Source organism: Gammaproteobacteria bacterium (assembly GCA_015709635.1).
Taxonomy (GTDB): domain Bacteria; phylum Pseudomonadota; class Gammaproteobacteria; order Burkholderiales; family Nitrosomonadaceae; genus Nitrosomonas.
The window spans coordinates 3,192,030-3,216,784 of the sequence record CP054180.1 but is presented as its reverse complement, the minus strand read 5'-3'; the positions used below and the strand labels follow the sequence as shown (position 1 = coordinate 3,216,784).

Below are 24,755 nucleotides of genomic sequence, written 5' to 3'. Positions count from 1 at the left end.
CATTTTTTGTTCTTCGTCTGTCTGGTTTGGAAAGGCGGTCATCATGCAATGCGAGTTAAAAAAATTGTTGCTAAATTTCCAGATTATCGATTAATCGCGTGTTACCGAGCCAGGCTGCGGCTAAAACGACCAAATCCTGGTCCGGGGGTTGTGCAAGCCGTAAGGAATTACGTTCATGCACACTGATGTAATCAACGTTCCAGCCGCGTTGCGCTAGGTTGCGCGAGGCGTTTTCCTGTAACGTCTGAAAGTCCTGGCAGCCGGAGATGATTTCCTGCTTGATCTGTTGCAATGTTTGGTAAAGATGGCAAGCTTCCGCACGTTGTGCGCTGTTCAGGTATTGGTTGCGCGAGCTTAATGCCAACCCATCCGCGGCGCGGACAGTCTCGCCGGCCACAATGTTAATGGGTAAGTTTAATTGCCGCACCATTTCACGCACTATATGCAACTGCTGATAATCCTTTTTGCCAAAGACAGCGAGGTCAGGTTGAATAATATTGAATAATTTCAATACGATTGTTGCAACACCACGAAAAAAACCCGGACGAAATTTTCCTTCCAGGGTATCTGCTACAGGCGGTAATGCTAACAAGAATTCTTGCGGTGTTGGGAAAAGAATTTTTTCATTGGGTGCGAAAACGGTCTTGACATTCAGCGCAGACAGCGCCTGGCAATCTTCTTCCAAAGTGCGCGGATAGCGGTCGAAATCCTCATGTGGCAGGAATTGCAAGCGGTTGACAAAAATGCTGACCACCATGCAGTCGGATAACTGCTTTGCTTGCTTTATCAGCGCGAGATGACCTTCATGCAGATTGCCCATGGTGGGAACGAACGCAATGTTTTTTTCGCCGCGGAGACTTTCCCGTACGGCGGCAATGTCGCTCAGTGTGTTCATAAACTTCCGGGTATCAGAATACGTGTTCGTTACCGGGAAACTGCCCGGATTTTACAGCTTGAACATATTGAGCCACCGCTTCCGGGATGCTTTTGGCGTCTTGCATAAAATCCTTGACGAAGCGGGGTTTTTTACCTTGGGATATTCCCAGCATGTCGTGCAGCACCAGAACCTGCCCCGAGCAATCAGGGCCTGCGCCGATGCCGATGGTCGGAATGGATAACGCTTGGGTGATCTTTTTCGCCAACTTGGCTGGTACTACTTCCATGACCAGCATGCCAGCGCCGGATTTTTCCAGACTTTTTGCGTCATCGAGCAATTGTTTCGCCGATTTTTCCGTATCACCTTGTAATTTGTATCCGCCGAGCTGATGAACCGATTGCGGCGTCAAGCCAATATGCGCGCACACCGGAATGCCACGTTGTGTCAGGAACTGAATTGTGTCCGCCATGATGTGGCCACCCTCGATTTTAACCATCTGCGCACCGGCGGCAATGATCCTGGCGGCATTTTCAAACGCCTGTTCGGGAGAAACCTGATAACTGCCGAACGGCATATCGGTGATGATGAACGCCTTGTTGGCGCTGCGCGCCACGCAACGTGTGTGGTAAATCATCTCATCCAATGTCACGGTCAAGGTCGTATCGCCGCCCTGCAATACATTGCCTAGTGAATCACCCACCAGCAGCATATCCACCCCGGCATTTTCCAGCACGGCTGCAAAAGTTGCATCGTAACAAGTCAGAACTGCAAGTTTCTCATGATTTTCAATCATTTTTTGCAGTGTGGTTCGGGTAATTTTCATATTTCCTTGCATCGATTTCTGATCGGGACTTTTGCCGTTGCGCAACCATGATAGCGCATTTGGCTCATTCCAATGGACGTTTCAAGGCGCATAACAGATGTGCGTGCAAGTGGTTTCTTGGCATTGCTAGGACCTAATTTGAACTTGAAATTCCCTGTGATCTTGCCGCGGAGTTGTTTATTCTAAATTTGTTCCAGTTTTTGTTCATGACATGCCGCAAGCAGTGGCGCAATGTCGCCGTGACCCGGGATGTTACATTCCGGGGCGATTTCCAGCAGCGGCATCAATACGAACGCGCGTTGCGTCATACGCGGGTGCGGCAAAGTTAAATCCGCATCCTGAAAGTGCAGTGTATCGTACAGCAGAATGTCGAGGTCCAGCGTGCGCGGCGCATTCAGCGATTCGCGCACACGTCCGTGGCGTTGTTCGATCGCCAATAAGGCCTTCAGCAAATCGTGCGGCGCCAGATGGGTTTCGATCAGTGCCACCGCGTTGACGAAATCGGGCTGATCCAATTTTCCGACCGGCGCGCTGCGGTAAAGCGACGAGCGGCGGATCAATTGCGTGCCGGGCAGTTGTTTCAATTCGTCGAATGCTTGCTGAACCTGAGAAACAGGGTTTTCCAGATTGCTGCCCAGAGCGATGAAGGCCTGGCTTGGTTTTTTACTCATGCAGTGAGGGAATTAAAAACTTTCCGGGTTGTTTGAATTGTCCGGCTGCGCTGTAGAACCGGGCGACGGTTTTTTGCGGCTGCGTCTTCTCCTGGGTTTCTTGCCGGCAGTCTGCTTCGGCAGCATTTTTTCCCGTTCCTCGCTGCCGGCGGAAAGAAAAGCTTTCCACCATTCACCCAATTCCGGGCTTAATTCGCCGCTCTCGCAGCGCAGCAGCATGAAATCGAAAGCCGCGCGGAAACGCGGGTGGGAAATCAGGCGAAACGGTTTGCGTCCGCTGCGCACTTCAAAGCGCGGCTGCATTGACCATATTTCCTGGATGACCGCATCGAAGCGGCGCGGGATAGCGAGTTTTTCATGCTGCAGCGAGAGCACTTGATCCATCGCCCTGAATAAAGCGGGCATGGGTTTTTCTCCCGATGCCTGCAAGCTGCTCCAGTTTGATAGCACTTCATGCCACAACAAAATGGCAAACAGAAATCCGGGTGAAACCGGTTTGTTTTGTTGGATCCGATCGTCGGTATTTTTCAGTGCGATGGTGATAAAACGCTCGCCCAGCGGCTGCTCCAGGATCACATCGAGCATCGGCAGAAGGCCGTGGTGCAGCCCGCGTGCACGCAATTCCACGACGCAGGACAGCGAATGCCCCGATAGCAGCAGCTTGAGCATTTCATCGAATAAGCGGGACGGCGGGACGTTTTGCAATAAAGAAGCCAGATCGCCGATCGGTTGCGCGGTTTGCGCATCGATTTGCATGCCGAGTTTCGACGCCAGCCGCACCGCGCGCAACAAACGCACCGGATCTTCGCGGTAGCGCTGCACCGGATCACCGATGATCCGCAGTTTTTTTTCTTTGATATCCTCGTAACCGTTCAGGTAGTCCAGAATTTCTTCCTTGACCGGATCGTAAAACAGCGCATTCACGGTGAAGTCGCGCCGCACGGCGTCTTCTTCCTGGCTGCCGAACACATTATCGTGCAACAGGCGGCCATGCGCATCGGTTGATGGCGTTACTGCGGAATCTTCCTCATCGTCCGGTGAAGGGCCGCGGAAAGTGGATACTTCCACGGTTTCTGCCCCGCACATCACATGCACCAAGCGGAAACGGCGTCCGATGATGCGGGAACGGCGGAACAGCTTGTGGATTTCTTCCGGAGTGGCGTTGGTCGCCACGTCGAAATCCTTCGGCGTCAGTCCCAGCAGTAAATCGCGTACCGCGCCGCCGACGATGTAGGCGGAAAACCCGGCCTGTTGCAGATTGGTGGCGATTTTTAATGCGCATGGGTTAATCAGGTTACGCCGGATGCCATGGCGCGTATTCGGAATAGTATTCAACTGTGCAGTCGATTTGGAAACAGGGGTTTTGCGGCTGAATACCTTGCGGAGAAATTTACGGATCATTGCGGATTACATAAGGTATTAAACGCTCGTTATGTTTTTTCACGATGATTGCAATTAAATCCGGATCAGTCAAATTAAAATTTTGTGAAGCCAGCCGGTAAGCCGGGTTCTGTCGTGGACAGTCATTCCTCTAGATGCACGGTTACCCGTGCATTCAAGCAACCTACCCGCAGGCTCTGCGAGCAACATCATCGCCTGCCTATTTGGTCTTGCTCCGGATGGAGGTTACCGCGTTTCACCGTAACTGAATACGCTCGTCTCTGTGGCCCTATTCCTCGCCTCACGGCGGACGGCCGTTAACCGTCATCCTGCTCTGTGGAGCCCGGACTTTCCTCTCCCTGTGTTCATTGAGAACACAGGCAGCGACTGCCTGGCCAACTTCGCCGGGTATTCTATCAACATATTTTATGGTAAGAAGGATAAATTTATGAGTTACGCCTGATACACCCATAAATTTTGGTGTAATGGGTGACTGATACAACTCTCTGTCATTGGCATTGGTACTGATATTCACCGGAAAGCCGGAAATGCAAGTGTGAGTAATGCACTGAAGTGTGCTAAGTTCTCACAACCCGATCCTAAAGTCTGTATTCATTTTTACCATCACAATTTATCCCATGTTGCATATGTTCCGGTTCAATGACAAAGCGCTGCTTTTTTTCTTTTGGTTCAATTGCATCCTGGCGCTCGTACTGCTGCCGGGTACCGCATACCCGAAAGGCGAGCCATCGGTATTCAAGGCCATCGATACTGCACGTGCGGCGATCGATCGCAGCAAAATGGGCGACAGTCAGCGGCAGGCGGCGCTGGACTATCTGGAGGCCGCCCGCGCGGACGAGCGCGAAGTACAGACTTTGAAAGAGCGCCTGATCGAGCTGCGGGCTGAAACGGCCGATCACCCGAAACGCATGGATCAGCTACAAAAAGCGTTGGCGGTGAACCATGAACAGGAATTGCACGAATGGTCCAAGCGTTTGCCGACCAATGCCGACGGTGAAACACTGGAACAAATTCTGGAGCGGGAGCGCACCATCATTGCCGATCTGCGTGTGCAAATCCAATCGACCGGTGAAGATCTGGCACTGACCTTATCGCGGCCGGCCCAGGCCGAAGAGGAGATTGCCACACTGCATCGCCGCATCGAAGAATTATCCGTGCCATTGGTCGTGTCCAAGGATGAGCCTGCGGCATTGCATGAAGCACGAAGCTTGCGCCGCAGCAGCGAGCAGCGGCGGTTGCAGGCATTGCTGGAATTGCGTTTGGCCGAACAGGACACAGCCACGCAGCGGCAAAGCCAGAATGAACTGGTATTGCACGAATTGCGTTATCGCGCCGGATTGCACGAAAAGCGTGTGGAACTTCTGCAACAGCGCATAACCAGCCGGGGCCGGCGCGAGCTGGAGGTGTTGAATGAACAGTTGTTGCAACGGGAACAGGAATTGGCGCAAGCGGGCATGGTCTTTTCTTCGGCGGCAAAGGCCAATCGCGCTATCGGTGAAGAGTTGATCCAGCACAACGAGCTGTTGGCGCGCGACCGGGAAGCCCTGACTGTCAACGAACAGGACCGGGAGCAGATCGCGGTCAATTTGCAGGACAGCCGTACCCGGCTGGATATGGGAAGTGCCAATGAGCGTATTGGCCGGTGGCTTTGGAGCGAGCGGCGGCGGTTGAAACCGATTGCCCATTTTCAGCAGCGCTTGAAGCTGATTCGCACTGATCTGGCTGAGCTGCGCTTGGAACGGATCGTGCTCAACGAGCAGCAGAGGGATTTGCTGGATATCGACACGGTCTCGCAGGCGCTGATCGATGCGCATTTCGATGCCGCGCATGAACGCCAGACTGAAGAAAGCGTTAAGAAGCAGTTGTTGCCGTTGCTGCAGAAACGTGTCGAATTGCTGTTTCTGCTGGAATCCCTGTTGCAGCGGCGGATTGCAACCCTGGAGAGAAGCGAGCAGGCCATACAGGAGCAGATCCAGTTTTCTCAGGAATTGCAACAACTGCTGGACCGCCGTTTATTGTGGATTCCGGGTCATAGCGTCGTCAATGGCGATTGGTTGCAGCGTTTGCCGGATGGTATGCAGGATTTGATCAAATTCTCGCGCTTTGTCAACTTGGGTGAGCTGGGTTTGCAAAATTTCTCGCAGCAACCCGTGCCGTGGTTGATCAGCTTATTGTTCGTAGTGGTCATGCTGCAACTGCGCTATCGCGCTCGTGCACGCATCGAGGCACTGGCGATGGATACCTACCAGATCCGCAAGGATAGCTATCAGATGACGGTGAAAGCTTTGGGATGGACTTTTTTGGCAGCGCTACCTCTGCCGGCTTTGTTCGCTTTATCCGGGCAATTGCTGCAGCAAGTGGGCAGCCCGGGACGATTCAGTCATTCTTTCGGTGAGGTCTGCCTGCTCATGGTATTGCCGCTACTGGCGGTGCAATTTCTGCGCTGGACCTGTATCGAGCGAGGTCTGGGGCACGCGCATTTCCGTTGGACCAAGCAGCGCCGCACGGCACTGCGCCATTGGCTGTCCATTGCGATGAGCGTATTGCCGTTGTATTTCATCAGTTCTCTGGCATTCATCCGCAAGCATGATCTGGCCGTCGATGTGCAGGCGCGATTGGCCATCGTGCTCAGTTGCGTAATTTTGGCCTGGGTGCTGTGGCGATTGCTGGATGTGGGGCGATTGTGGGTGATTCGCGGCATAGCAAGTGAACCGTCACTGCTGCGTAAAGCCCTGCGTTTCACGCTGCCGGCTATGTTGCTGACGGTGGCTGGGCTGGCGTTGGCGGGCTATGTTTTTTCCGCAGGCATGATTCTGCAATCGATGCTGGCCAGCTTCATTGTGATTGTCGTGGTGGCGATTGCCATGGGCATGCTGGGACGCTGGTTTTTACTCGGGGAACGGCGTCTGGCGTTGCGCCGGTTGGAAGAACACCGGCAGGCCGAAGTGCAGGCTGCCGGTGAGTCCGGAGAAGTGATGCTCGAGCCCGACGAAAATATCACCCTGGAGCAGGTCAATACCCAGACGCAGCGGTTGTTGCGGGCTTTGCGCCTGAGTCTGCTGGCCGTGGGATTGATCGCGGTATGGGTAACCCTATTGCCGGCCATGACGCGTCTCGATGAAATCGTGTTATGGCATATCAGCGATACCGGTGCCGATGGCGCCACCACGCAGCAGCCGGTGACGCTGATGGTCGTGCTGCTGGGTATTTTTACCCTGGCACTGACAACGGCTGCGGCGCGCAACCTGCCCGGATTGATCGAAATCAGCCTGTTGTCGCATATCCGTATCGATGCAGCGTCGCGTTACGCCATCACCAGCGTGCTGCGGTACGCGATCGTGATCGGCGGCACCTTGGTGGGGCTGAGTTTGCTCGGCATGCGCTGGTCGCAACTGCAATGGATGGCGGCCGCTTTGTCGGTGGGATTGGGATTTGGTTTGCAGGAAATTTTTGCCAATTTTGTGTCCGGCATCATTTTGTTATTCGAGCGCCCCTTCCGGGTCGGCGATGTGATTACCGTCGGAGGCTTTTCCGGCCGCGTCACGAAGATTCGTACCCGTGCCACAACGGTGCTGGATTTTGACAACAAGGAAATCGTCATCCCCAACAAAACTTTCATTACCGGGCAATTGACCAATTGGACCCTGACCGACACGATCACGCGCATCGTCATCAAGGTGGGGGTAGCCTATGGCACCGATGCCGATACCGTGCGCACACTGTTGCTGCAGGCGGCCAAAAAGGATCAGCGGGTATTGGCGGAACCGGAGCCTTCGTGCTGGTTCGTGGCTTTCGGCAAGGAATCGCTGGAGTTTGAGTTGCGGGTTTATGTGGGCACAGTGGGCGAGCGCATGGAAGTTCAAAATGCGCTCAATACGCGGATCACCGCGCTCTTTGCCGAGCATGGCATCGAAATGGGAGTAGTTGCCAACAGCTGATCAACTGGTGCTGACGTCAAGCAGCCGGTTTGTTTAGCACACGATCATTTGATCAGCATCGCATTGATTTCCGTCAGCGTGTCTTCATCCAGCTCACCGGCTTCCGCGCTCAAACGCAACCGGGACATCAAATAACTGTGGTAAGCCTTGGCCAGATCACGCTTGGCAGCGAACATTTGCTGCTGGGCATTGAGCACGTCGACCTCGGTGCGCACACCGATGTGGATTGTGATAAGCACTGGATTAATTATTGCTGGCGTTGATTTGTTGTTCGGTGCGGTTGGCCGGTAGCGTCACATTCGAGAGAAAACCAGCGCTATCTTGCCCAGTTTTTCCTGCATGGCTTGATAAGCCGCACGTGCCGGACGGTTATTTATCGATATTCCACGGTGGAGAAGAGAATAATTTGAGATCGAAAGAATTTATGAGACTAAAAATAGCGAGGATGCCTTGCAATTCCCATGAGGAAATTGCAAGACAAACAATGTCGATCCAATGAAAGAAGGACACTAATTTTTTGTATCTGACGTTCCTAGTAGCGGAGTGTATTCGGTCATTTCGGTTATTGTAAGACAGATGACCGAAGAACCCAATGGAGGCTGTAGTACAGAATTTCCGATTTCCCAAATAAGGTTAAACCGGTTACTGCTCAGCATTTCGTCGAAGGATACCTGCGCCGTTTCCGACTCGGACCGTAAGCCATAGCCGACCCATAATTCTCCGTCTCCCACATACGGACTGACATCAATAGGTTGAGGGGAGATTGAAATCGGAATCACCGGCTGGAGTTGGCCGAATGGAATTTGTGCAAAATTATAAAAGAATTCCGGTATTTTTTCTTTTTCTTGCTTGATCCAGCTTACCCCTCCGTTATAGAGCCACAATACATCCGGTTGGCTCTTCAAACGGAAGCTGACAAACACATCGCCGGTTTTGAAATGATCTTCCTTGCGGACGATCAGATAGTGATTCAGCATGACACTCTTGAAATTGTCGGTTTCAGCGTATAAGTAGGTCTGTAGGAAACATATTTTTCCCGGTGAGGCGAATTTGGTATTAATTTCAGAATCATTTGCTAATACTGTTGATGTAAAAAGCAGACCAATACCGGTAAGAAATGATATAAAAATGTAGCGTTTCATAGGGTTTTCTCCTGTCAAGAGTTAGAAGTTCGGTGCGCGAACGCGGCGAAAGACTTGATTACCAACTGGCAATGGCAAGTTGATCGTGACCGGAATGCTGCCGACGGTAGCGATCCAGGCCGTGGCGTTCGCGACTGAGGTGCCGGGCGTTGCGGCCTTGATGGCGGCATAAAAGCCCGCTACATGTGGGGCTGCTTGAGAGGTTCCTGACATTGGAACAGTCGCAATGGTATTTGCGAAATGTGCGGAAACAACCCCGGTTCCGCCGTCTTCGCCGCCCGGTGCAAGCAGAATCGGCCCCGAAAAAGTGGATTGACTGATGATGTTTGCAAAATTACTCAACGTCGTGCCCGTTGAATCGTTTTTAACCGAGCTTACTTTAATAACGAGAGGGGTGCATGCGGGTGAGCTGATAGCTCCTTTGTTAGAATTATTTCCTGTCGAAGCAATGACCGGAATCCCTTTAGAGTTAAGATTACTCACCTGAGAGTTATAAAAAGCAGGACAACTAGAACTATAAAGTGTCGGACTACTTATGCTCAGGTTTACAGTGTGTGGACTGTATGTTCCAACTGTATTCTGGTCGATTGCACCAAGTGCGGCTTGTATGTCGCTAGTAAATGCCGATCCTTGCGGAGGATTAGCACTGTAAGAAAAAATCTGAACTGAAATGATCGAGGCATCCGGTGCCACTCCTTGCAAGTTTGATGGGGACAAAACAGGATTTTGGCGCCCGGCGGCGATTCCGGCAACGTGCGTGCCGTGCGAACAATCATGATTAGGTGCAGAGTTGCAGACGGTGAGGTTGGAATAAGGCGCTCCCGATCCGGCAAGACCTAACGGACTGTCGCCAAAGCTGTCGGGGCTAGGGCAGATCGACGAATAGGTGACTCCACCGGGACCTACTCCATTCGTGCCAAAACAGGCTTCATAGGTAACCCGGGAGGTGCTGCCGGTGGTGAAAAAGGCGTGGTTTTTGCGCACGCCGGTATCGATAATAACGATATTTTGCCCCGCGGCGCGATAACCTTTATTCCATGCTTGCGGCAGATTCATCAAATTCGTGCTGTTGGTCAGCGAAGTCCAGGCAACGGGTTTATTCAATTCAACGCTGAGAATCCTTTCGTCCTTGCTGTCGTACAATTTGGCCAAAGCCTCGAAAGGCAGCCGCATGTGCAATACGCCGATATTCGCGCCCGATAGCGATTCCTCGGCGGGATCAAGCGCGCCGGTCTGGGCGATGATATCTTTTAAAGCCCGTTTGATTGGCTGCAACTTGGGATTTGATAGCTGTTTCCGATAGGTAGCCGGTTTTGGGCGTAAATAAATCCCCGCCACGTAAGGTAATCATTACTTCCGCTTCGCCAAATTGCTTGGCGGCTTCCAGGACTTCGTCCGGCCATTGCGCAACGCGCGGATCCGCATAGTTAATGGGACGGATCGCGCGAATGTCGTCGCGCTCGATCAAGGCATGGAAAGCGGTCCGGTCGATATTCGCACGCATGACCGGCCGCGCCGAAAAATCATCTTCCAGGTTTTTGATTCCGTTTGCATGATTCTCCTTGAGGATAGCGCTTTTGATTGTTTGCGCCTGCGTTGACATTGCCGCGGAAGGACTTAGCACGGTTTTTCCTGAACGGTCGATGTCGTAATCAACTGCATCGACGTTGAGAAAAATTTCAACATCCGCGGAGCCGTTGGCGATGATCATCTTTTCAACAGCATCAAGACTACCATCGGCATCAGCCGCTTTGATACGGTATGGATGCGTGATGTCGCGGACAAAAGAAATTGCTTGATCGCTTGCGGCTAAAATATGGAGGCCGCTTTCGTTAACGTACGCGCCCATTTGGCCGATGCCGTTGTTCCAGTAGCCGGATGGCAGGGCATTTTGTCCCAGTTCCGAGAGAACTTTTTGAGCTTTTTCTTCCAGTATCGTGCTTAATGAATCCTGCTCATCTGTCATGCGTTCGAGCGTGACGGTATCATCCAGTAAAATTAATACCCGGACAAAGCCTTTTGAATTAGCTTCGCCAAGCAAATTTTCGTAGTCGTTCGCCTCATACCGGGCTGCCCATGGCGATGTGGATAAAAAGAGAATCGAAACAAGAAAGATTAGAATTAATTGATGCTTGATGCTTGATGCCTGATGCCTGATTTTGTTGTTTCATTATTATTCCTTCATAAGGAGTTAAGGAAACGCTGATTAATTCGGCGAACGAGATGAAGCACGAGGCGCGCGGAACACAGCAACCGGGACATATCAACAAGATAGGCGAGGAAGCGAGTGCCGAGCAACGAAGTGATCCGCTCGTATAGTCAATTAACCAGTGCTTCCTTAAGAATCCGGGATTTTAAACACTTACTTTGTTCAGGAACTGCGATTGCTTGCGCAAGGAAAGGGTTAGTAGGATGAAATTAATCTGCTAAAGGACATTTCATTGCTGATGAAATTATCTTTCAAATAATATTGGTTTGCAATGTGATCGTGCAAGAAAAATGCACTACCTCTTTTTAGCAAAGAGATACTTGGTATCGACTACTTAACCAGCATCGCATTGATTTCCGTCAGCGTGTCTTCATCCAGCTCGCCGGCTTCCGCGCTCAAACGCAACCGGGACATCAGATAGCTGTGGTAGGCCTTGGCCAGGTCACGCTTGGCGGCATACATCTGCTGCTGGGCGTTGAGTACATCGACTTCGGTTCTGACGCCTACTTGTAACCCTAGAATGGTGGAATCCAGTTGGCTTTGACTGGAAACCAAGGCTTGCTTCAGCGCTTTGACCTGGGCAATACCGTTGGTTACGTTCAGATACTGCTGGCGTGCCTGTATCGTGATGTTACGGCGGGTGTTTTCCAGATCGTGCAACGCCTTGTTTTGCAGCGCCATCGCCTCGCGCACTTGGGATTGCACGGAAAAGCCCTGAAATAGGGGCATGTTGAGCTGCAAACCGATGGATTGGGAAGTGAGATCGATCCCGCGGCCGGTAATCGTCGCACCGACACCGGTCTGCGTACTATGCTGGGCTACCAGATCCAGTGTCGGGTAATGCTGCGCCCAGATTTTTTTAACGTTTTGATGCGCTGATTCATAAGCGGCTTGCTGGGTTTTCAGTGTAAAGTTTTTGTCTTCCGCGGCATGTACCCATTCATCCATGCTGCCGTATTTTAATGTGGCCAAGTTGTTGGCAATTTCCCTGGCGCCGGTAAGATTCTCCGGGAGGCGATCAATAATGCCTTGCAAGGCACGCCGTTTGATTTCCAATACATTACGTGCGGCGATTTCCTGCGACAGCGTCAGATCATAGCGCGCTTGTGCTTCATTGGTATCGATGATGGTCGAAACACCCACTTCAAAGTTGCGCTTGGCTTGCTCGAGCTGGATCAGAATGGCCTTTTTCTGCGCTTCGTTGACTTCGACATCGATCTGCGCGTCCAGCACGTCGAAATAGGCTTGCGCCACGCGCAAAATGAGATCCTGCCCGGCAACGATGAATTGTGATTCGGCTTTGCTGACTTCAATTTTCGATTGCTGATAAATGACGATATTTTGCATGCGGAAGATCGGTTGCGTTGCGGTTATCGTTACACCGCCGCTTTGGATGGTATGCGGCGAAGGATTGGTTGTTATGCCGGCACTGGTTGTTTTTCCTACATCAACTTCCTGCACCTGACGCGTGGCGGCCAAGGTGATGTTTGGCAAAAAACCGGCCCTGCCTTGCGGTACTTTCTCCTGCGCCGCTTCATAGGCGGCTCGCGCAGACTTGAACTGGGCATCTTGTGCCAGCGCTTCCTGATAGATACCCATCAGATCGGCAGCCTGCAACACGGAATGCGCGAGCATGCCGACACTCACAGCAATAACGAATGGCACGAATTTCATAGTGATTTCCGGCAATAGCCCGGAGCCGGTGATGCTTCAGCTATACGTTGATTGCTGCGGGAAATGACACGCGGACTTGCTTGAATACTCAAAAGGTAAACCTTACCGGTTGCTGCGCATTGATGAGTGGCGCCGTGCTGGTTTCAAACAGCGTGGTGGTGGTGAATTCGCCGGGTGCTGTGCAGGTGACCAATACCGCTTCCATGACGGGATCTTCACCGACTATGGCGAACAAACGGCCGCCCGGATTCAGGCTGTTTTGGAAAGCATCCGGCAAAACCGGTGTCGATGCGGTCAACACGATTACGTCGTATGGTTCATGCTTGGCCCAGCCGCGCGCGGCATCGCCTTGTTCGATGGTGACATTGGTAATGTTATGCGCTTTCAGATTGTTTTCCGCCATGGTTTTCAGTTCGGGTATGATTTCGACGCTGTACACATGCGCGCCGCGATCGGCCAGCAACGCGGTCATGTAGCCGCTGCCGCTGCCGACTTCAAGAATTTTGTCGGTCTTTTTGATATGAAGTTCCTGCAGAATGCGCGCTTCCATTTTCGGCGTCAGCATCACTTGATCGTGACCGAGCGGAATCTCCATATCGACAAAAGCCACCGTGCGGTTTTCTGCGAGCACGAATTCTTCACGTTTTACTTTGTATAATAAATCCAGCACGTTATCATCCAATACATACCATGTCCGAATTTGCTGTGCCACCATATTAAACCGGGTTTGTTCAATATTCATTTCCAATCCATATTCCTAATTGAAGTTAGACTTGCAATTATTTCACATTTCCATTAGCTTCACAGCATCAGCTAGGGGTCCGTTTTCAGAATTCTCTGATAATTTGGTGAGAAAGTCCCTTATTACCTGACGCGGATAATCCCGCCGTAGGGAAGCTGGGATTCATCCTCCCGCTCTTTATGGCATTTATTTAAGGAGCACTCTATGAGTATTACAGTTTTAAACCAGAAAAGTTTTTCCAGTGCCACAGCCGAAGTCGATGCCGCCGCGATAAAGCCGCTGCCGAATTCGCGCAAAATCTACGTGCAAGGCTCGCGCCCCGATATCCGCGTGCCGATGCGCGAAATTGCTCAGACCGATACCCATACCCGTTCGGGCGGCGAAAAGAATCCACCGATCTGGGTGTACGATACTTCCGGTCCCTATACCGACCCTGCGGTCAAAATCGACATCCGTTCTGGTTTGCCAGCGTTGCGCGAACAGTGGATTGCCGAGCGCAATGATACTGAAATCCTGGCGAGCCATAACTCCGCTTACAGCCAAGCACGTCTGAATGATCCAAAATTAGCCGACATGCGCTTCAACTTGCAGCGCCAGCCGCGCCGCGCCAAGGCCGGACTGAATGTCTCGCAAATGCACTATGCCCGCCGTGGCATCATCACGCCGGAAATGGAATACATCGCCATCCGGGAAAATCAGCGCGCGGAAGCGTTGGGTGCGCAGCATCATGAGTTGCTGACGCGCCAGCACCCGGGGCAGGATTTCGGTGCTGCATTGCCGCGGATGATCACGCCGGAATTCGTGCGCGACGAAGTGGCGCGCGGGCGCGCCATCATCCCGGCCAACATCAATCACCCGGAATCGGAACCGATGATCATCGGACGCAATTTCCTGGTGAAAATCAACGCCAATATCGGCAATTCCGCGTTGGGATCGAGCATCCAGGAAGAAGTGGAAAAAATGACCTGGGCGATCCGCTGGGGCGGCGATACGGTGATGGATTTATCCACGGGTAAAAACATTCATGAAACGCGCGAATGGATCATCCGTAACAGCCCGGTGCCGATCGGCACCGTGCCGATTTATCAGGCATTGGAAAAAGTCGACGGTAAGTCGGAAGAACTGACTTGGGAAATTTTCCGTGACACGCTGATCGAGCAAGCCGAACAAGGCGTGGATTACTTCACCATTCATGCCGGTGTGCGTCTGGCGTACGTGCCGATGACCGCGAAGCGCATGACCGGCATCGTGTCGCGCGGCGGTTCGATCATGGCGAAATGGTGCCTGGCGCACCACAAGGAAAGTTTCCTGTATACGCATTTCGAAGAAATCTGCGAGATCATGAAGGCGTACGATGTCAGCTTCTCGCTCGGCGATGGGCTGCGCCCCGGCTCGATCTATGACGCCAACGACGAAGCGCAATTTGCCGAACTGAGAACACTCGGCGAATTAACGAAAATTGCCTGGAAACACGATGTGCAGACGATGATCGAAGGCCCGGGCCATGTGCCGATGCACCTGATCAAGGAAAACATGGAATTGCAGTTGAAACATTGCGACGAAGCGCCTTTTTATACATTAGGGCCGCTGACCACCGACATCGCGCCGGGTTACGATCACATCACTTCTGCCATCGGCGCGGCAATGATCGGCTGGTACGGCACGGCGATGCTGTGTTATGTGACGCCGAAGGAACACTTGGGATTGCCGGACAAGGACGATGTCAAGGACGGCATCATCACATATAAGATTGCCGCGCATGCCGCCGATCTGGCGAAAGGCCATCCCGGTGCACAGATCCGCGATAACGCGTTATCCAAGGCACGCTTCGAATTCCGCTGGGAGGATCAGTTCAACCTGAGTCTCGATCCCGACAAAGCGCAGCAATTCCACGATGAAACCCTGCCGCAGGAAGGTGCCAAGGTGGCGCATTTTTGTTCCATGTGTGGCCCGCACTTCTGTTCGATGAAAATTACCCAGGATGTGCGCGACTATGCCGCCAATCAAGGGGTTGCCGAGGATGAAGCGCTGACCGTGGGCATGGCGCAGAAATCGGCGGAATTCAAGGAAAAGGGTGCCGAGATCTACAGCAAGTTGTGATTTTCAATTTTATAAAGACTTAACAAGAACGCTATGGATTTGGTTCTACTGCTAAAAGCGCTGATCCTCGGCGTTGTTGAGGGATTGACCGAGTTTCTGCCGGTTTCATCCACCGGACATTTGATTTTATTCGGTGATTTGCTCGGTTTCACCGGCGAGCGCGCCAAGGTTTTCACCATTGCGATTCAGCTCGGTGCAATCCTGGCGGTTTGCTGGGAATATCGTGGCAAGGTGGTGGAAGTGGTTCGTGGCATTGGCCGCAGTGCGGCTGCGAACCGCTTCGTCGTTAACTTGATGATCGCATTCCTGCCGGCTGCAATTCTCGGTTTGCTGTTCATCAAGACGATCAAGTCCTATTTGTTTCATCCCATACCGGTGGCGCTGGCGCTGATCATCGGCGGTTTGCTGATTTTATGGGCGGAGCGCAGAGCGCATGTTGTCGAAGTTGAACGAGTCGATGACATGGATTGGAAACACGCACTGAAGATTGGATTGGCGCAATGCCTGGCCCTGATTCCGGGCACTTCGCGCTCGGGTGCCACGATCATCGGCGGTTTGTTTTTCGGTCTGTCGCGCAAAGCGGCTGCGGAATTTTCGTTTTTTCTGGCGATACCGACCATGTTCGCCGCCACTTTTTACGATCTCTATAAAAACCGTGAATTGCTGGATTGGAATGATTTGACGCTCATTGCGGCAGGTTTCATTGCCGCCTTCTTTAGCGCTCTACTGGCCGTGCGCGGTTTGCTGCGATTCGTCAGCAATCATGATTTCACCGTTTTTGCCTGGTACCGGATTGTTTTTGGCGTGGTAATTTTGGTCACGGCGTATACCGGCGTGATCGGCTGGTCGGAGATGTGAGTAAAAATTCATTCTTAAAATTAACCGGTTAAATTCTTTTATTTGCTCTCATCGAGTACCAGCCCGGCGATGTTGAAATCACCGGACAATTCGTTTGACTGCCTATTTGACTTTCAGTACATTTCTCCTTGGGAAAATATATTTTTTCCTATAACTCGGAGATAAAAATCATGAATATCCATAAATTACTTTTAGGCTTCTTTGTTTTTATCAGTGCAACGCTACCGGTTGCAGCACACGAGGCGAAATATGCCGCACCTTTGCTCGGTAGCAGTGAGGTGCCCGCGAATGCGTCACCCGCAACCGGCTCGGTGCTGGTTACGATCGACTTTGACTTGGTGACGATGCGGGTCGAGGCCAATTTCAGCGGTCTGCTGGGAAATGTGACAGCGGCGCATATCCACTGCTGCACGGATCCGGGAACCAATGTCGGTGTTGCAACCCAACTGCCATCCTTCATCGGTTTTCCTTTGGGCGTAACAGCGGGCGCATACGATCATACCTTCGATATGGCGTTAGCTTCCAGTTACAATCCGGCTTTTATCACCAACCATGGCGGCACCGTCAGTTCGGCGTTCAACGATCTGGTGCTCGGTCTTGATGCGGGAAAGGCTTACTTTAACATTCATACCAATTTGTTCCCGGGAGGCGAGATACGTGGATTGTTGAGCCCGGTGCCGGAGCCCGAAAGCTATGCATTATTGCTGGTCGGTCTGGGCGTTTTGACAATCTTTGCGCGTCGCACCCGGCGTGAAACCGTTTGAACTTGCGATTCCCCGTGGTCTTGCCACGGGGAGCATTATAGTTTTTGTGTTTTTGAAGTCAGCGTAGCGCGCCGTTTTTGGTTTTCTGCGCCGTAATACCCCGCGGTCTTGCCGCGGGGATAGGTGCAGGGCGCGTGGAGCAAATTTATTGAATATAGGCAAGAGCCTCTCATGAGGCTCTTGTTTTATCGCCGTTACTAACTTTGCACCCACGGCAAACCGGCGACCTTCCAGCCGGATGCTTTACCGCGATGGCCCTGTTCATCGCGATCGCCTTCAAATCCTTCCAGAATGTTGTAGCACTCGGCAAAGTCCATGTCCGTGGCCATTGCCGCTGCTTGGTTTGAGCGCGCGCCGCTGCGGCAGATAAACAAAACAGGCAGGTTTTTGTCGACTTGCTCCGAGAGTTGATCGAGGAAATCAGGGTTGGGTTGCATGCCGGGGTACGAGCGCAGTTCGATTTCCGCTGCACCGGGAATACGTCCGACCCAATCCAGCTCGGCGCGTGAGCGCACATCGACCAATTGTGCTTGCGAGTGTTCCTGTAACATACGGTAAGCTTCCATCGGCAGCAGTGCGCCTTTGTACGGAAGCCCCAATTCTTGCGCGCGTTGCTGCGCTTTTTCCAGTATTGCTGCGAGTGTTTCCATAAATAGTCCTAACGATGTAATTTTAAACGATCGGGCGATTACCTTTATAATGCCGGTAATGCCTCCTTCTCATCCCTTTTCTTTCCAATATTATAGCGCTTCATGGAAAAAATCCGCTTATCCAAACTGATGTCGGAACAAGGCATCTGCTCGCGCCGCGAAGCGGACCGGTTTATCGAGCTCGGCTGGGTGTTCGTCGACGGCGAGCGGATTTCCGAGCTCGGCACCAAAATTTTTCCGACGCAGAAAATCACGCTGAATAAAGCCGCGCAAATACAACAGACCGGCTTGGTGACGATCCTGCTCAACAAACCGGTCGGTTACGTGTCCGGGCAGCCGGAGCCGGGCTATCAACCCGCCGTGGTGCTGATCAAACCGGAAAACCTGTTTTCTTCCAAGCAGCCGGGCAAGCGTTTTCAACCGTCACACCTGAAAAATCTGGCACCTGCCGGCCGCCTCGACATCGATTCGCAAGGCTTGCTGGTATTGACGCAGGATGGCCGCATCGCCAAGCAATTGATCGGCGAGGATTCCAATATTGAAAAGGAATATCTGGTGCGAGTCGAAGGCGGTTTACCACCCACCAAACTGGCGTTGCTGAACCATGGCCTGAGCCTCGACGGTCAGGCATTGAAACCGGCGCAGGTAAGCTGGCAAAACCGCGATCAATTGCGCTTTATTCTGCGCGAAGGTAAAAAACGCCAAATCCGCCGCATGTGTGAATTGGTCGATCTTAAAGTGACCGGTCTGAAGCGCGTGCGCATCGGCAAAGTGAAATTGGGCAATCTGCTCGAAGGGCAATGGCGTTATCTGGAAGAAGGCGAGAAGTTTTAATGGCGTTTTGAGGTCATCGCATGCATCAACGCGTCCATGTCGTGCTGAAAATCCCGGCGCACCGGTTAGAGTTTTATTACCAAGGTGTTGTCGATACGGTGGCTGCGGAAACCACCGATGGCCGCATCGTGCATTTTCCAGCCAATGTGCTGCGCTCGGTGGTGCAGAGTCATGGTGTGTACGGCACGTTTGAACTGGTGTTCGATGAAAACAATAAGTTCGTGTCGATCACGCGTACCGGCAATTGAGCAAATTCCTGCCCCCCGGCTTTCATTGCCAGGTGGCGTACGATAAACTTTCCATCTATTCATTTTTTCCAATCAAACAAAAAGTAAACTCATGGCTCAATATGTAATGTCGATGCTCCGCGTGAGCAAAATGGTTCCACCGAAACGTCAGATTATCAAAGACATATCGCTCAGCTTCTTTCCCGGCGCCAAGATCGGCCTGCTCGGTTTGAACGGTTCCGGCAAATCCACCGTGCTGCGCATCATGGCCGGTGCCGACAAGGATTTTGACGGCGAAGTACAGCGTTTGCCGAATATCCGCATTGGTTACTTGCCGCAAGAGCCGCAACTGAATCCCGAGCACACCGTGCGCCAGGAAGTCGAGGAAGGCATGGGCGAAGTGATGCAGGCGCAGAAAAAGCTGGAGGAAGTGTACGCGGCGTATGCCGAAGAAGGCGCCGATTTCGATGCGTTGGCGGAAGAGCAAGCGCGGCTGGAAGCGATCATCGCCACTTCGGGCAGCGACACCGCCAATCAAATGGAAATCGCCGCCGACGCGTTGCGTTTACCACCATGGGATGCCGTGGTTAAAAACCTGTCCGGCGGGGAAAAACGCCGCGTGGCATTGTGTAAGCTGCTGCTGGAAAAGCCGGACATGTTGCTGCTCGACGAGCCGACCAACCATTTGGACGCCGAATCGGTCGAATGGCTGGAGCAATTCCTGGTGCGCTTCCCCGGCACTGTCGTCGCGGTGACGCATGACCGCTACTTCCTCGACAACGCCGCCGAGTGGATTCTCGAGCTCGATCGCGGTCACGGCATCCCGTGGAAGGGCAATTATTCGAACTGGCTAGAGCAAAAAGAAGCGCGTCTGGAGCAGGAGCAAAAACAAATCGACGCGCACATGAAGTCGATGAAGCAGGAACTGGAATGGGTGCGGCAAAATCCCAAAGGCCGCCAAGCCAAGTCGAAAGCGCGTCTGGCCCGTTTTGAGGAACTCAGTTCGCAGGAATACCAGAAACGCAACGAAACGCAGGAAATTTTTATCCCGGTCGGCGACCGGCTCGGTAACGACGTCATCGATTTCGACGGCGTATCGAAATCCTACGGCGACCGGCTGCTGATCGACAATCTCAGCTTCAAAATCCCGCCAGGTGCGATCGTCGGTATCATCGGTCCGAACGGCGCCGGTAAGTCGACGCTGTTCAAGCTGATCACCGGCAAGGAGCAGCCCGATACCGGTAATGTCAAAATAGGCCCGACCGTCAAAATCGCCCATGTCGACCAGGCGCGCGACACACTGGAAAACGACAAGACCGTGTTCGATGCCATTTCCGGCGGTAACGATCTGCTCGCCGTGGGCAAATACACCACCCCGGCGCGCGCGTATCTTGGTCGATTCAACTTCAAGGGCAGCGACCAGCAAAAAGTCGTCGGCCAGCTCTCCGGTGGCGAGCGTGGCCGCTTGCATCTGGCGCAAACGCTGATTGCCGGTGGCAATGTACTGTTGCTGGATGAGCCGTCCAACGACCTCGACGTGGAAACGCTGCGAGCGCTGGAAGATGCGCTGCTGGAATTTGCCGGTTGCGTACTCGTTATCTCGCACGACCGCTGGTTCTTAGACCGCATCGCCACCCACATCCTCGCCGCCGAAGGCGACTCGCAATGGACCTTCTTCAACGGCAATTACCAGGAATACGAAGCCGACAAGAAAAAACGCTTGGGTGAAGAAGGCGCCAAACCGAAACGGATACGGTTTAGGCCGATTAGCCGGTAACTAAAAACTTTCTTCCGCACAGGAACAGTATGCCGATGATCAGTCAGTTTTTTTGGAATCGTGATTCAAATGTTCTGGCGCGAACATGCGCCACCATATTTTCATGCACTGTACGCGGAATATGAAGCTTTAATCGATCCGGACTTTGGAAATTATAAAAGGAAGTTTGCCGAAACGAACTCTGGCAATGGTGTTGGAATGGACAGTACAGCATCGCACTGAATTGAGTGTGCTGACATGGCCGAATGGTACGGATATCGATCCGGCTTGGTTGTATGAGGAAATTGGGAAAACTGGTATTTGGCGTATTCCGATATAGATATGAATGAATAATGACAAAAGAAAATTTTCCTATCGAAAGTTGGTTGCTTCAACTCCCATTGTACAAACCTGTAACAACAATAAACACGGAAATTGAGAACGCAATTCGAGCTATCCTTCTGTTTGAGGGAATACTAGATAGTCATCCCTGCAAAACACTTAGAGCCTGCATGAACTGCAGGAATCATCAAATTTTAGACGGCATTGATCCCTGAGAATTTATACTATTCGCATCAAAACACTGAGAGAATCAAGAGGAACTGAAATGCCGACCGATGATTTTTTCCGAGCGCGTCTCGATCAGATAATTGATCTGCGTCATCCCCTGGCAGTGCTGTCGAATCGACTGCCGTGGGCTGATATTGAAGCAGCACTTGTCCCTGCTTTTGAGCGTAAAAACCGTCAGGGTGAAGTGTTGGAGATCAACGATCTTTTTGGCACAACATTGGCGATTGCCAGTGGGGGCGTGAGCACTGCGGGTCGCCCCCGCTTGCCGATCCGGTTGATGGCATCGTTGCTGTATCTGAAGCATGCGTTCAACCTCAGTGACGAAGAGCTGGTGGTTCGCTGGTCGGAGAATGTGGTGTGGCAGTATTTCAGCGGCGAGGAATATTACACATCGAAGTTGCCGTGTGATGCCACCCAGATTGGCCGTTTCCGCACCGCCATTGGTGAAGCTGGTGTTGAGAAGCTGCTGAAGGCAACGATTGACACTGCGGTGCACACCAAGGCGGTCAAACCGGCTGAATTCAAACGAGTGATTGTTGACACGACAATTCAGGAAAAGGCAATTGCGCATCCGGTGGATAGCCGGTTACTGGAAATTGCTCGCGGCAAGATTGTGCAAGCAGCCAGACGGGCTGGCATCACCTTGAAGCAAACCTACGCCAAAGAAGGCAAGGCGCTGCGCCGAAGGGCAGGCGGCTATGCCCACGCCAGGCAATTGCGGCGTCTGCACAAAACCGTTAAACGCCAACGCACGATCCTTGGTATCGTGCTGCGGGAGATCCAGCGCAAACTGGCAACCGTGACGACGGTCTGTGCCGCATCGCTGCAGCAATTGACCACGCTATTGGAACGGGCAGGACGGATTCATAAGCAGCAACCCAAGGACAACAACAAACTCTATGCATTGCACGCACCGGAAGCCGAATGCATCGGCAAGGGCAAAGCACGCAAACCTTACGAGTTCGGAGTTAAAGCCGGCATTGCTGTTACGCACAAAAGCGGCCTGATAGTCGGTGCCAGAACCTTTCCTGGCAATCCCTACGATGGTCATATTCTCCACCAACAGCTCGAACAAACGCACAGGCTACTCGAAGATACCGGATCAATACCGAAGCAGGTTATTGCCGATCTCGGGTTCCGGGGAGTGGATGCTGACAATCCGGCAGTGGAAATCATCCATCGCGGCAAGTACAAGTCGCTGACGAAACCGCAGCGGCGCTGGCTCAAGCGCCGGCAGGCCGTGGAACCTGCAATCGGGCATCTGAAGTCGGATCACCGAATGGATCGCTGCTGGTTACCAGGTCAGTTGGGTGATGCACTGCACGCTGTGTTATGTGCGGCTGGCTACAATCTGCGCTGGCTGATGAGAGCTATACACCGTTTGGGCATCAAGAATTCTTTATTGCGACTTGCGCTGCTGCAACTGATCAACACCTTTTACACAAAACGTTCGTTTGTCGGCATGACTGTGTGAATTTTGCAGGGGCGACTAGATAGCTTTTGTCCTAAATGCCAGCAAAGCGCAACATTTCATGCTGAAATTTCAGGATCTTCCCAAAAACTTATGAGAGAAATGATCCTTAGTAGAGCAGTCGTTGCTCCAGTAAAAAATACAGGGTTTTCATCTACGAAAAGCAATCCGTGGAAATTGCCCGTATTTTCGAATAGCATCGGTGGCAAGACACCAGCTTTACTACTCGCCGGCAAATCCGATTTAAATCGTACCGGAGAGAAACTTATTTCCGATTGGTGACTCTGTGGAGTAGCACGCCATTGCTGCCTTCAGCATGGCCAATAAGTTTGACATCACCCCAAAATCTATGTGATTCTGATCGTTCTCGATTCTTTGGGAAGTGCAGACCGATTTCCCGTACGCATATGAAACACTATCATCCTTGGTTACGTAAAATTCTAGTCCTGCCTATTCTGCTGCTGACGGCCTGCGCGGTGGGGCCGGATTATATCCGTCCGCCCGTCGATGTCGCCGAGAAATTCCGCATGGAGCCGATGGAGGGGGAATCGGTTGCTAATTTGCGCTGGTGGGAATTGTTGCAGGATGAGACGCTGCAGCAACTGATCCGGCAGGCATTGCAGGAAAATAAGAACCTCAAGCAAGCGGTGGCTACCGTGGAGGAGTTTGAAGCGCGCCTAAATAGTGCACGCATGGGATTTATTCCCAATATGGGGGCCGATGCCAACGCACCGGCTTTCGGCACGCTGGGCGGTTTCTTGCGTCCCGGATTTGCCACGCCGTTCAATTATTACGGGCAAACCTCGCTGAATTGGGAGTTGGACATCTGGGGTAGAATCCGCCGTTCCAACGAAGCGGCGCGCGCCGATTTGCTGGCGCAGGAGGAAAACCGGCATGCCGTGATTTTGACGCTGGTCAGTGCAGTGGCGCAGTCTTATTTCGATCTGCTGCAACTGGATATGCAGCGTGAGATTGCGCAACGCGCATTGAATTCCTGGGAGGAGTCGGTCGCCATTGCGCAGGCGCAGCTGCAAGGCGGCATTATTCCCCGCCTTGACTTTGATCAATTCCACGCTGAACGCGCCAATGCCGCCGCCCGTATTGCCGAGCTGGAACGGCAAATGCGGCAAAAGGAAAACGAACTCAGCGTGCTACTAGGAAGAAATCCGGCGCTGGTTGCGCGCGGCCAAACCTTGATCGAGCAACTGATGCCGCCGGAAGTACCTGCCGGATTGCCGTCGGAATTGCTGCAACGGCGTCCCGATATTGTGCGTTCCGAGCACATGCTGGCTGCAGCGACGGCAAAAATCGGCGTGGCCAAAGCGGCGCGCTTTCCTAAGATTTCGATTACCGGTTTTCTCGGCGTGGCCAGTCCGGCGCTCTCCAATCTGCTGCTTTCCGGCAGCGAATTCGGCGCCGGCGGACTGGGTTTGGCCGTGCCTTTGCTGAACGCGCAAAGCCTGGGATTTGAACAGCGCGCAGCGGAAGCGCAAGCGCGGCAAGCGTTGGCGCAATACGAACAGACCATTCTGGTGGCATTCCAGGAAGTTGAGGATGCGCTGGTGGCGGTGCGGACTGCTAACGATCAGCGCAAGGCGCAACAAGAACAAGTGGATGCGCTGCGTTCCGCCTTGCAAGTGGCGGATCTGCGTTATCATGGCGGCATTACCAGCTATGTCGACGTGCTGCTCGCCAAACGCAACTTGTTCGACGCGGAATTCGCGCTGATGGCGACACACCGTCTGCATTTGGTGTCGATCGTGCAGCTCTACAAAGCGTTGGGCGGCGGATGGACGCAGTTGTAGCACCGGTGTGCAGGGACAGGCGCTCTTGCGCAGCCTGTCGATGGCGTGAGGTCATAGTTGGAACTTACGTACGCGCCGGTTGACTTATGCTTTGGAATTCCGGCAGCGATGATTAGGGAAGCTCTGAAAAAGGTAGTGAGTGATGGCCAAACAAGGCGAAATCAGGTGAAAAAGCGCAGTTTACAAGGTGTAAATGAGCATTTTGAACGTGATTTCAACGCAGTATGGCCGAGCGCAGCTGTT

The 24,755-nt window shown here is 52.6% G+C and carries 19 protein-coding genes, 1 other RNA gene, 2 pseudogenes and 1 riboswitch; of the genes and pseudogenes, 10 read left to right on the top strand and 12 right to left on the bottom strand.

Annotated features, from left to right (window positions below):
• Nucleotides 1-70: 70 nt before the first annotated feature.
• From HRU78_15305 to rnpB, 5 genes are all read right to left on the bottom strand, one after another.
• Nucleotides 71-895: a pantoate--beta-alanine ligase gene (locus tag HRU78_15305; protein ID QOJ24839.1), complete on the bottom strand. Its 825-nt coding sequence runs from the start codon at nucleotides 893-895 to the stop codon at nucleotides 71-73.
• Between the two features lie 13 nt (nucleotides 896-908).
• The gene (gene panB / locus HRU78_15300; GenBank protein QOJ24838.1) at nucleotides 909-1,700 is read right to left on the bottom strand and encodes a 3-methyl-2-oxobutanoate hydroxymethyltransferase; all 792 of its coding nucleotides are present in this window, start codon (nucleotides 1,698-1,700) and stop codon (nucleotides 909-911) included.
• Between the two features lie 182 nt (nucleotides 1,701-1,882).
• Nucleotides 1,883-2,371, bottom strand: a complete 489-nt coding sequence (folK, locus tag HRU78_15295) for a 2-amino-4-hydroxy-6-hydroxymethyldihydropteridine diphosphokinase (GenBank protein ID QOJ24837.1) — start codon at nucleotides 2,369-2,371, stop codon at nucleotides 1,883-1,885.
• 12 nt (nucleotides 2,372-2,383) lie between these two features.
• Nucleotides 2,384-3,772: a polynucleotide adenylyltransferase PcnB gene (pcnB, locus tag HRU78_15290; GenBank protein ID QOJ24836.1), complete on the bottom strand. Its 1,389-nt coding sequence runs from the start codon at nucleotides 3,770-3,772 to the stop codon at nucleotides 2,384-2,386.
• 82 nt (nucleotides 3,773-3,854) lie between these two features.
• An RNA gene (gene rnpB, locus HRU78_15285) (RNase P RNA component class A) lies at nucleotides 3,855-4,154 on the bottom strand.
• Between the two features lie 235 nt (nucleotides 4,155-4,389).
• Here rnpB and HRU78_15280 point away from each other — a divergent pair.
• The gene (locus HRU78_15280; protein ID QOJ24835.1) at nucleotides 4,390-7,710 is read left to right on the top strand and encodes a mechanosensitive ion channel; all 3,321 of its coding nucleotides are present in this window, start codon (nucleotides 4,390-4,392) and stop codon (nucleotides 7,708-7,710) included.
• A gap of 44 nt (nucleotides 7,711-7,754) precedes the next feature.
• Here the strand turns inward: HRU78_15280 and HRU78_15275 are convergent.
• From HRU78_15275 to HRU78_15250, 6 genes and pseudogenes are all read right to left on the bottom strand, one after another.
• Nucleotides 7,755-7,931 (bottom strand): annotated as a pseudogene (locus tag HRU78_15275) (channel protein TolC).
• Between the two features lie 288 nt (nucleotides 7,932-8,219).
• A complete protein-coding gene (locus tag HRU78_15270) occupies nucleotides 8,220-8,870 on the bottom strand; it encodes a hypothetical protein (protein ID QOJ24834.1) in 651 nt (216 codons plus the stop codon).
• Nucleotides 8,871-8,873: 3 nt separating this feature from the next.
• Entirely contained in the window at nucleotides 8,874-10,127 is a 1,254-nt protein-coding gene (locus HRU78_15265; GenBank protein ID QOJ24833.1) for a S8 family serine peptidase, read from the bottom strand.
• Nucleotides 10,072-10,818 carry a hypothetical protein gene (locus HRU78_15260; protein QOJ24832.1) on the bottom strand — a complete coding sequence of 249 codons (747 nt, stop codon included), beginning with the start codon at nucleotides 10,816-10,818 and terminating at the stop codon, nucleotides 10,072-10,074. Before HRU78_15260 ends, HRU78_15265 begins: the two co-directional genes overlap by 56 nt.
• Before the next feature lie 573 nt (nucleotides 10,819-11,391).
• Nucleotides 11,392-12,735: a TolC family outer membrane protein gene (locus tag HRU78_15255; protein QOJ24831.1), complete on the bottom strand. Its 1,344-nt coding sequence runs from the start codon at nucleotides 12,733-12,735 to the stop codon at nucleotides 11,392-11,394.
• An 88-nt stretch (nucleotides 12,736-12,823) separates the two neighbouring features.
• Entirely contained in the window at nucleotides 12,824-13,477 is a 654-nt protein-coding gene (locus HRU78_15250; GenBank protein QOJ24830.1) for a protein-L-isoaspartate O-methyltransferase, read from the bottom strand.
• 63 nt (nucleotides 13,478-13,540) lie between these two features.
• Nucleotides 13,541-13,647: riboswitch (TPP riboswitch) on the top strand.
• Between the two features lie 34 nt (nucleotides 13,648-13,681).
• Here HRU78_15250 and thiC point away from each other — a divergent pair.
• From thiC to HRU78_15235, 3 genes are all read left to right on the top strand, one after another.
• Nucleotides 13,682-15,577, top strand: coding sequence for a phosphomethylpyrimidine synthase ThiC (thiC, locus tag HRU78_15245; protein ID QOJ24829.1), 1,896 nt, complete (start codon nucleotides 13,682-13,684; stop codon nucleotides 15,575-15,577).
• Nucleotides 15,578-15,610: 33 nt separating this feature from the next.
• A complete protein-coding gene (locus HRU78_15240) occupies nucleotides 15,611-16,435 on the top strand; it encodes an undecaprenyl-diphosphate phosphatase (GenBank protein QOJ24828.1) in 825 nt (274 codons plus the stop codon).
• A 170-nt stretch (nucleotides 16,436-16,605) separates the two neighbouring features.
• Nucleotides 16,606-17,199: a CHRD domain-containing protein gene (locus HRU78_15235; protein QOJ24827.1), complete on the top strand. Its 594-nt coding sequence runs from the start codon at nucleotides 16,606-16,608 to the stop codon at nucleotides 17,197-17,199.
• 197 nt (nucleotides 17,200-17,396) lie between these two features.
• Here the strand turns inward: HRU78_15235 and HRU78_15230 are convergent, their stop codons facing one another.
• The gene (locus tag HRU78_15230) at nucleotides 17,397-17,849 is read right to left on the bottom strand and encodes a rhodanese-like domain-containing protein (GenBank protein QOJ24826.1); all 453 of its coding nucleotides are present in this window, start codon (nucleotides 17,847-17,849) and stop codon (nucleotides 17,397-17,399) included.
• A gap of 102 nt (nucleotides 17,850-17,951) precedes the next feature.
• Between HRU78_15230 and HRU78_15225 the strand changes: the two genes are divergently transcribed.
• From HRU78_15225 to HRU78_15200, 6 genes and pseudogenes are all read left to right on the top strand, one after another.
• Nucleotides 17,952-18,683, top strand: coding sequence for a pseudouridine synthase (locus HRU78_15225; GenBank protein QOJ24825.1), 732 nt, complete (start codon nucleotides 17,952-17,954; stop codon nucleotides 18,681-18,683).
• 20 nt (nucleotides 18,684-18,703) lie between these two features.
• On the top strand, nucleotides 18,704-18,931 hold the full coding sequence (locus HRU78_15220) for a DUF2835 domain-containing protein (protein ID QOJ24824.1): 228 nt from the start codon (nucleotides 18,704-18,706) through the stop codon (nucleotides 18,929-18,931).
• A 91-nt stretch (nucleotides 18,932-19,022) separates the two neighbouring features.
• The gene (gene ettA / locus HRU78_15215) at nucleotides 19,023-20,687 is read left to right on the top strand and encodes an energy-dependent translational throttle protein EttA (protein QOJ24823.1); all 1,665 of its coding nucleotides are present in this window, start codon (nucleotides 19,023-19,025) and stop codon (nucleotides 20,685-20,687) included.
• A 69-nt stretch (nucleotides 20,688-20,756) separates the two neighbouring features.
• Nucleotides 20,757-21,006 (top strand): annotated as a pseudogene (locus tag HRU78_15210) (DUF4160 domain-containing protein).
• A 267-nt stretch (nucleotides 21,007-21,273) separates the two neighbouring features.
• Nucleotides 21,274-22,710 carry an IS5 family transposase gene (locus HRU78_15205; protein QOJ24822.1) on the top strand — a complete coding sequence of 479 codons (1,437 nt, stop codon included), beginning with the start codon at nucleotides 21,274-21,276 and terminating at the stop codon, nucleotides 22,708-22,710.
• Nucleotides 22,711-23,114: 404 nt separating this feature from the next.
• Nucleotides 23,115-24,512 carry an efflux transporter outer membrane subunit gene (locus HRU78_15200; protein ID QOJ24821.1) on the top strand — a complete coding sequence of 466 codons (1,398 nt, stop codon included), beginning with the start codon at nucleotides 23,115-23,117 and terminating at the stop codon, nucleotides 24,510-24,512.
• Nucleotides 24,513-24,755: the final 243 nt, after the last annotated feature.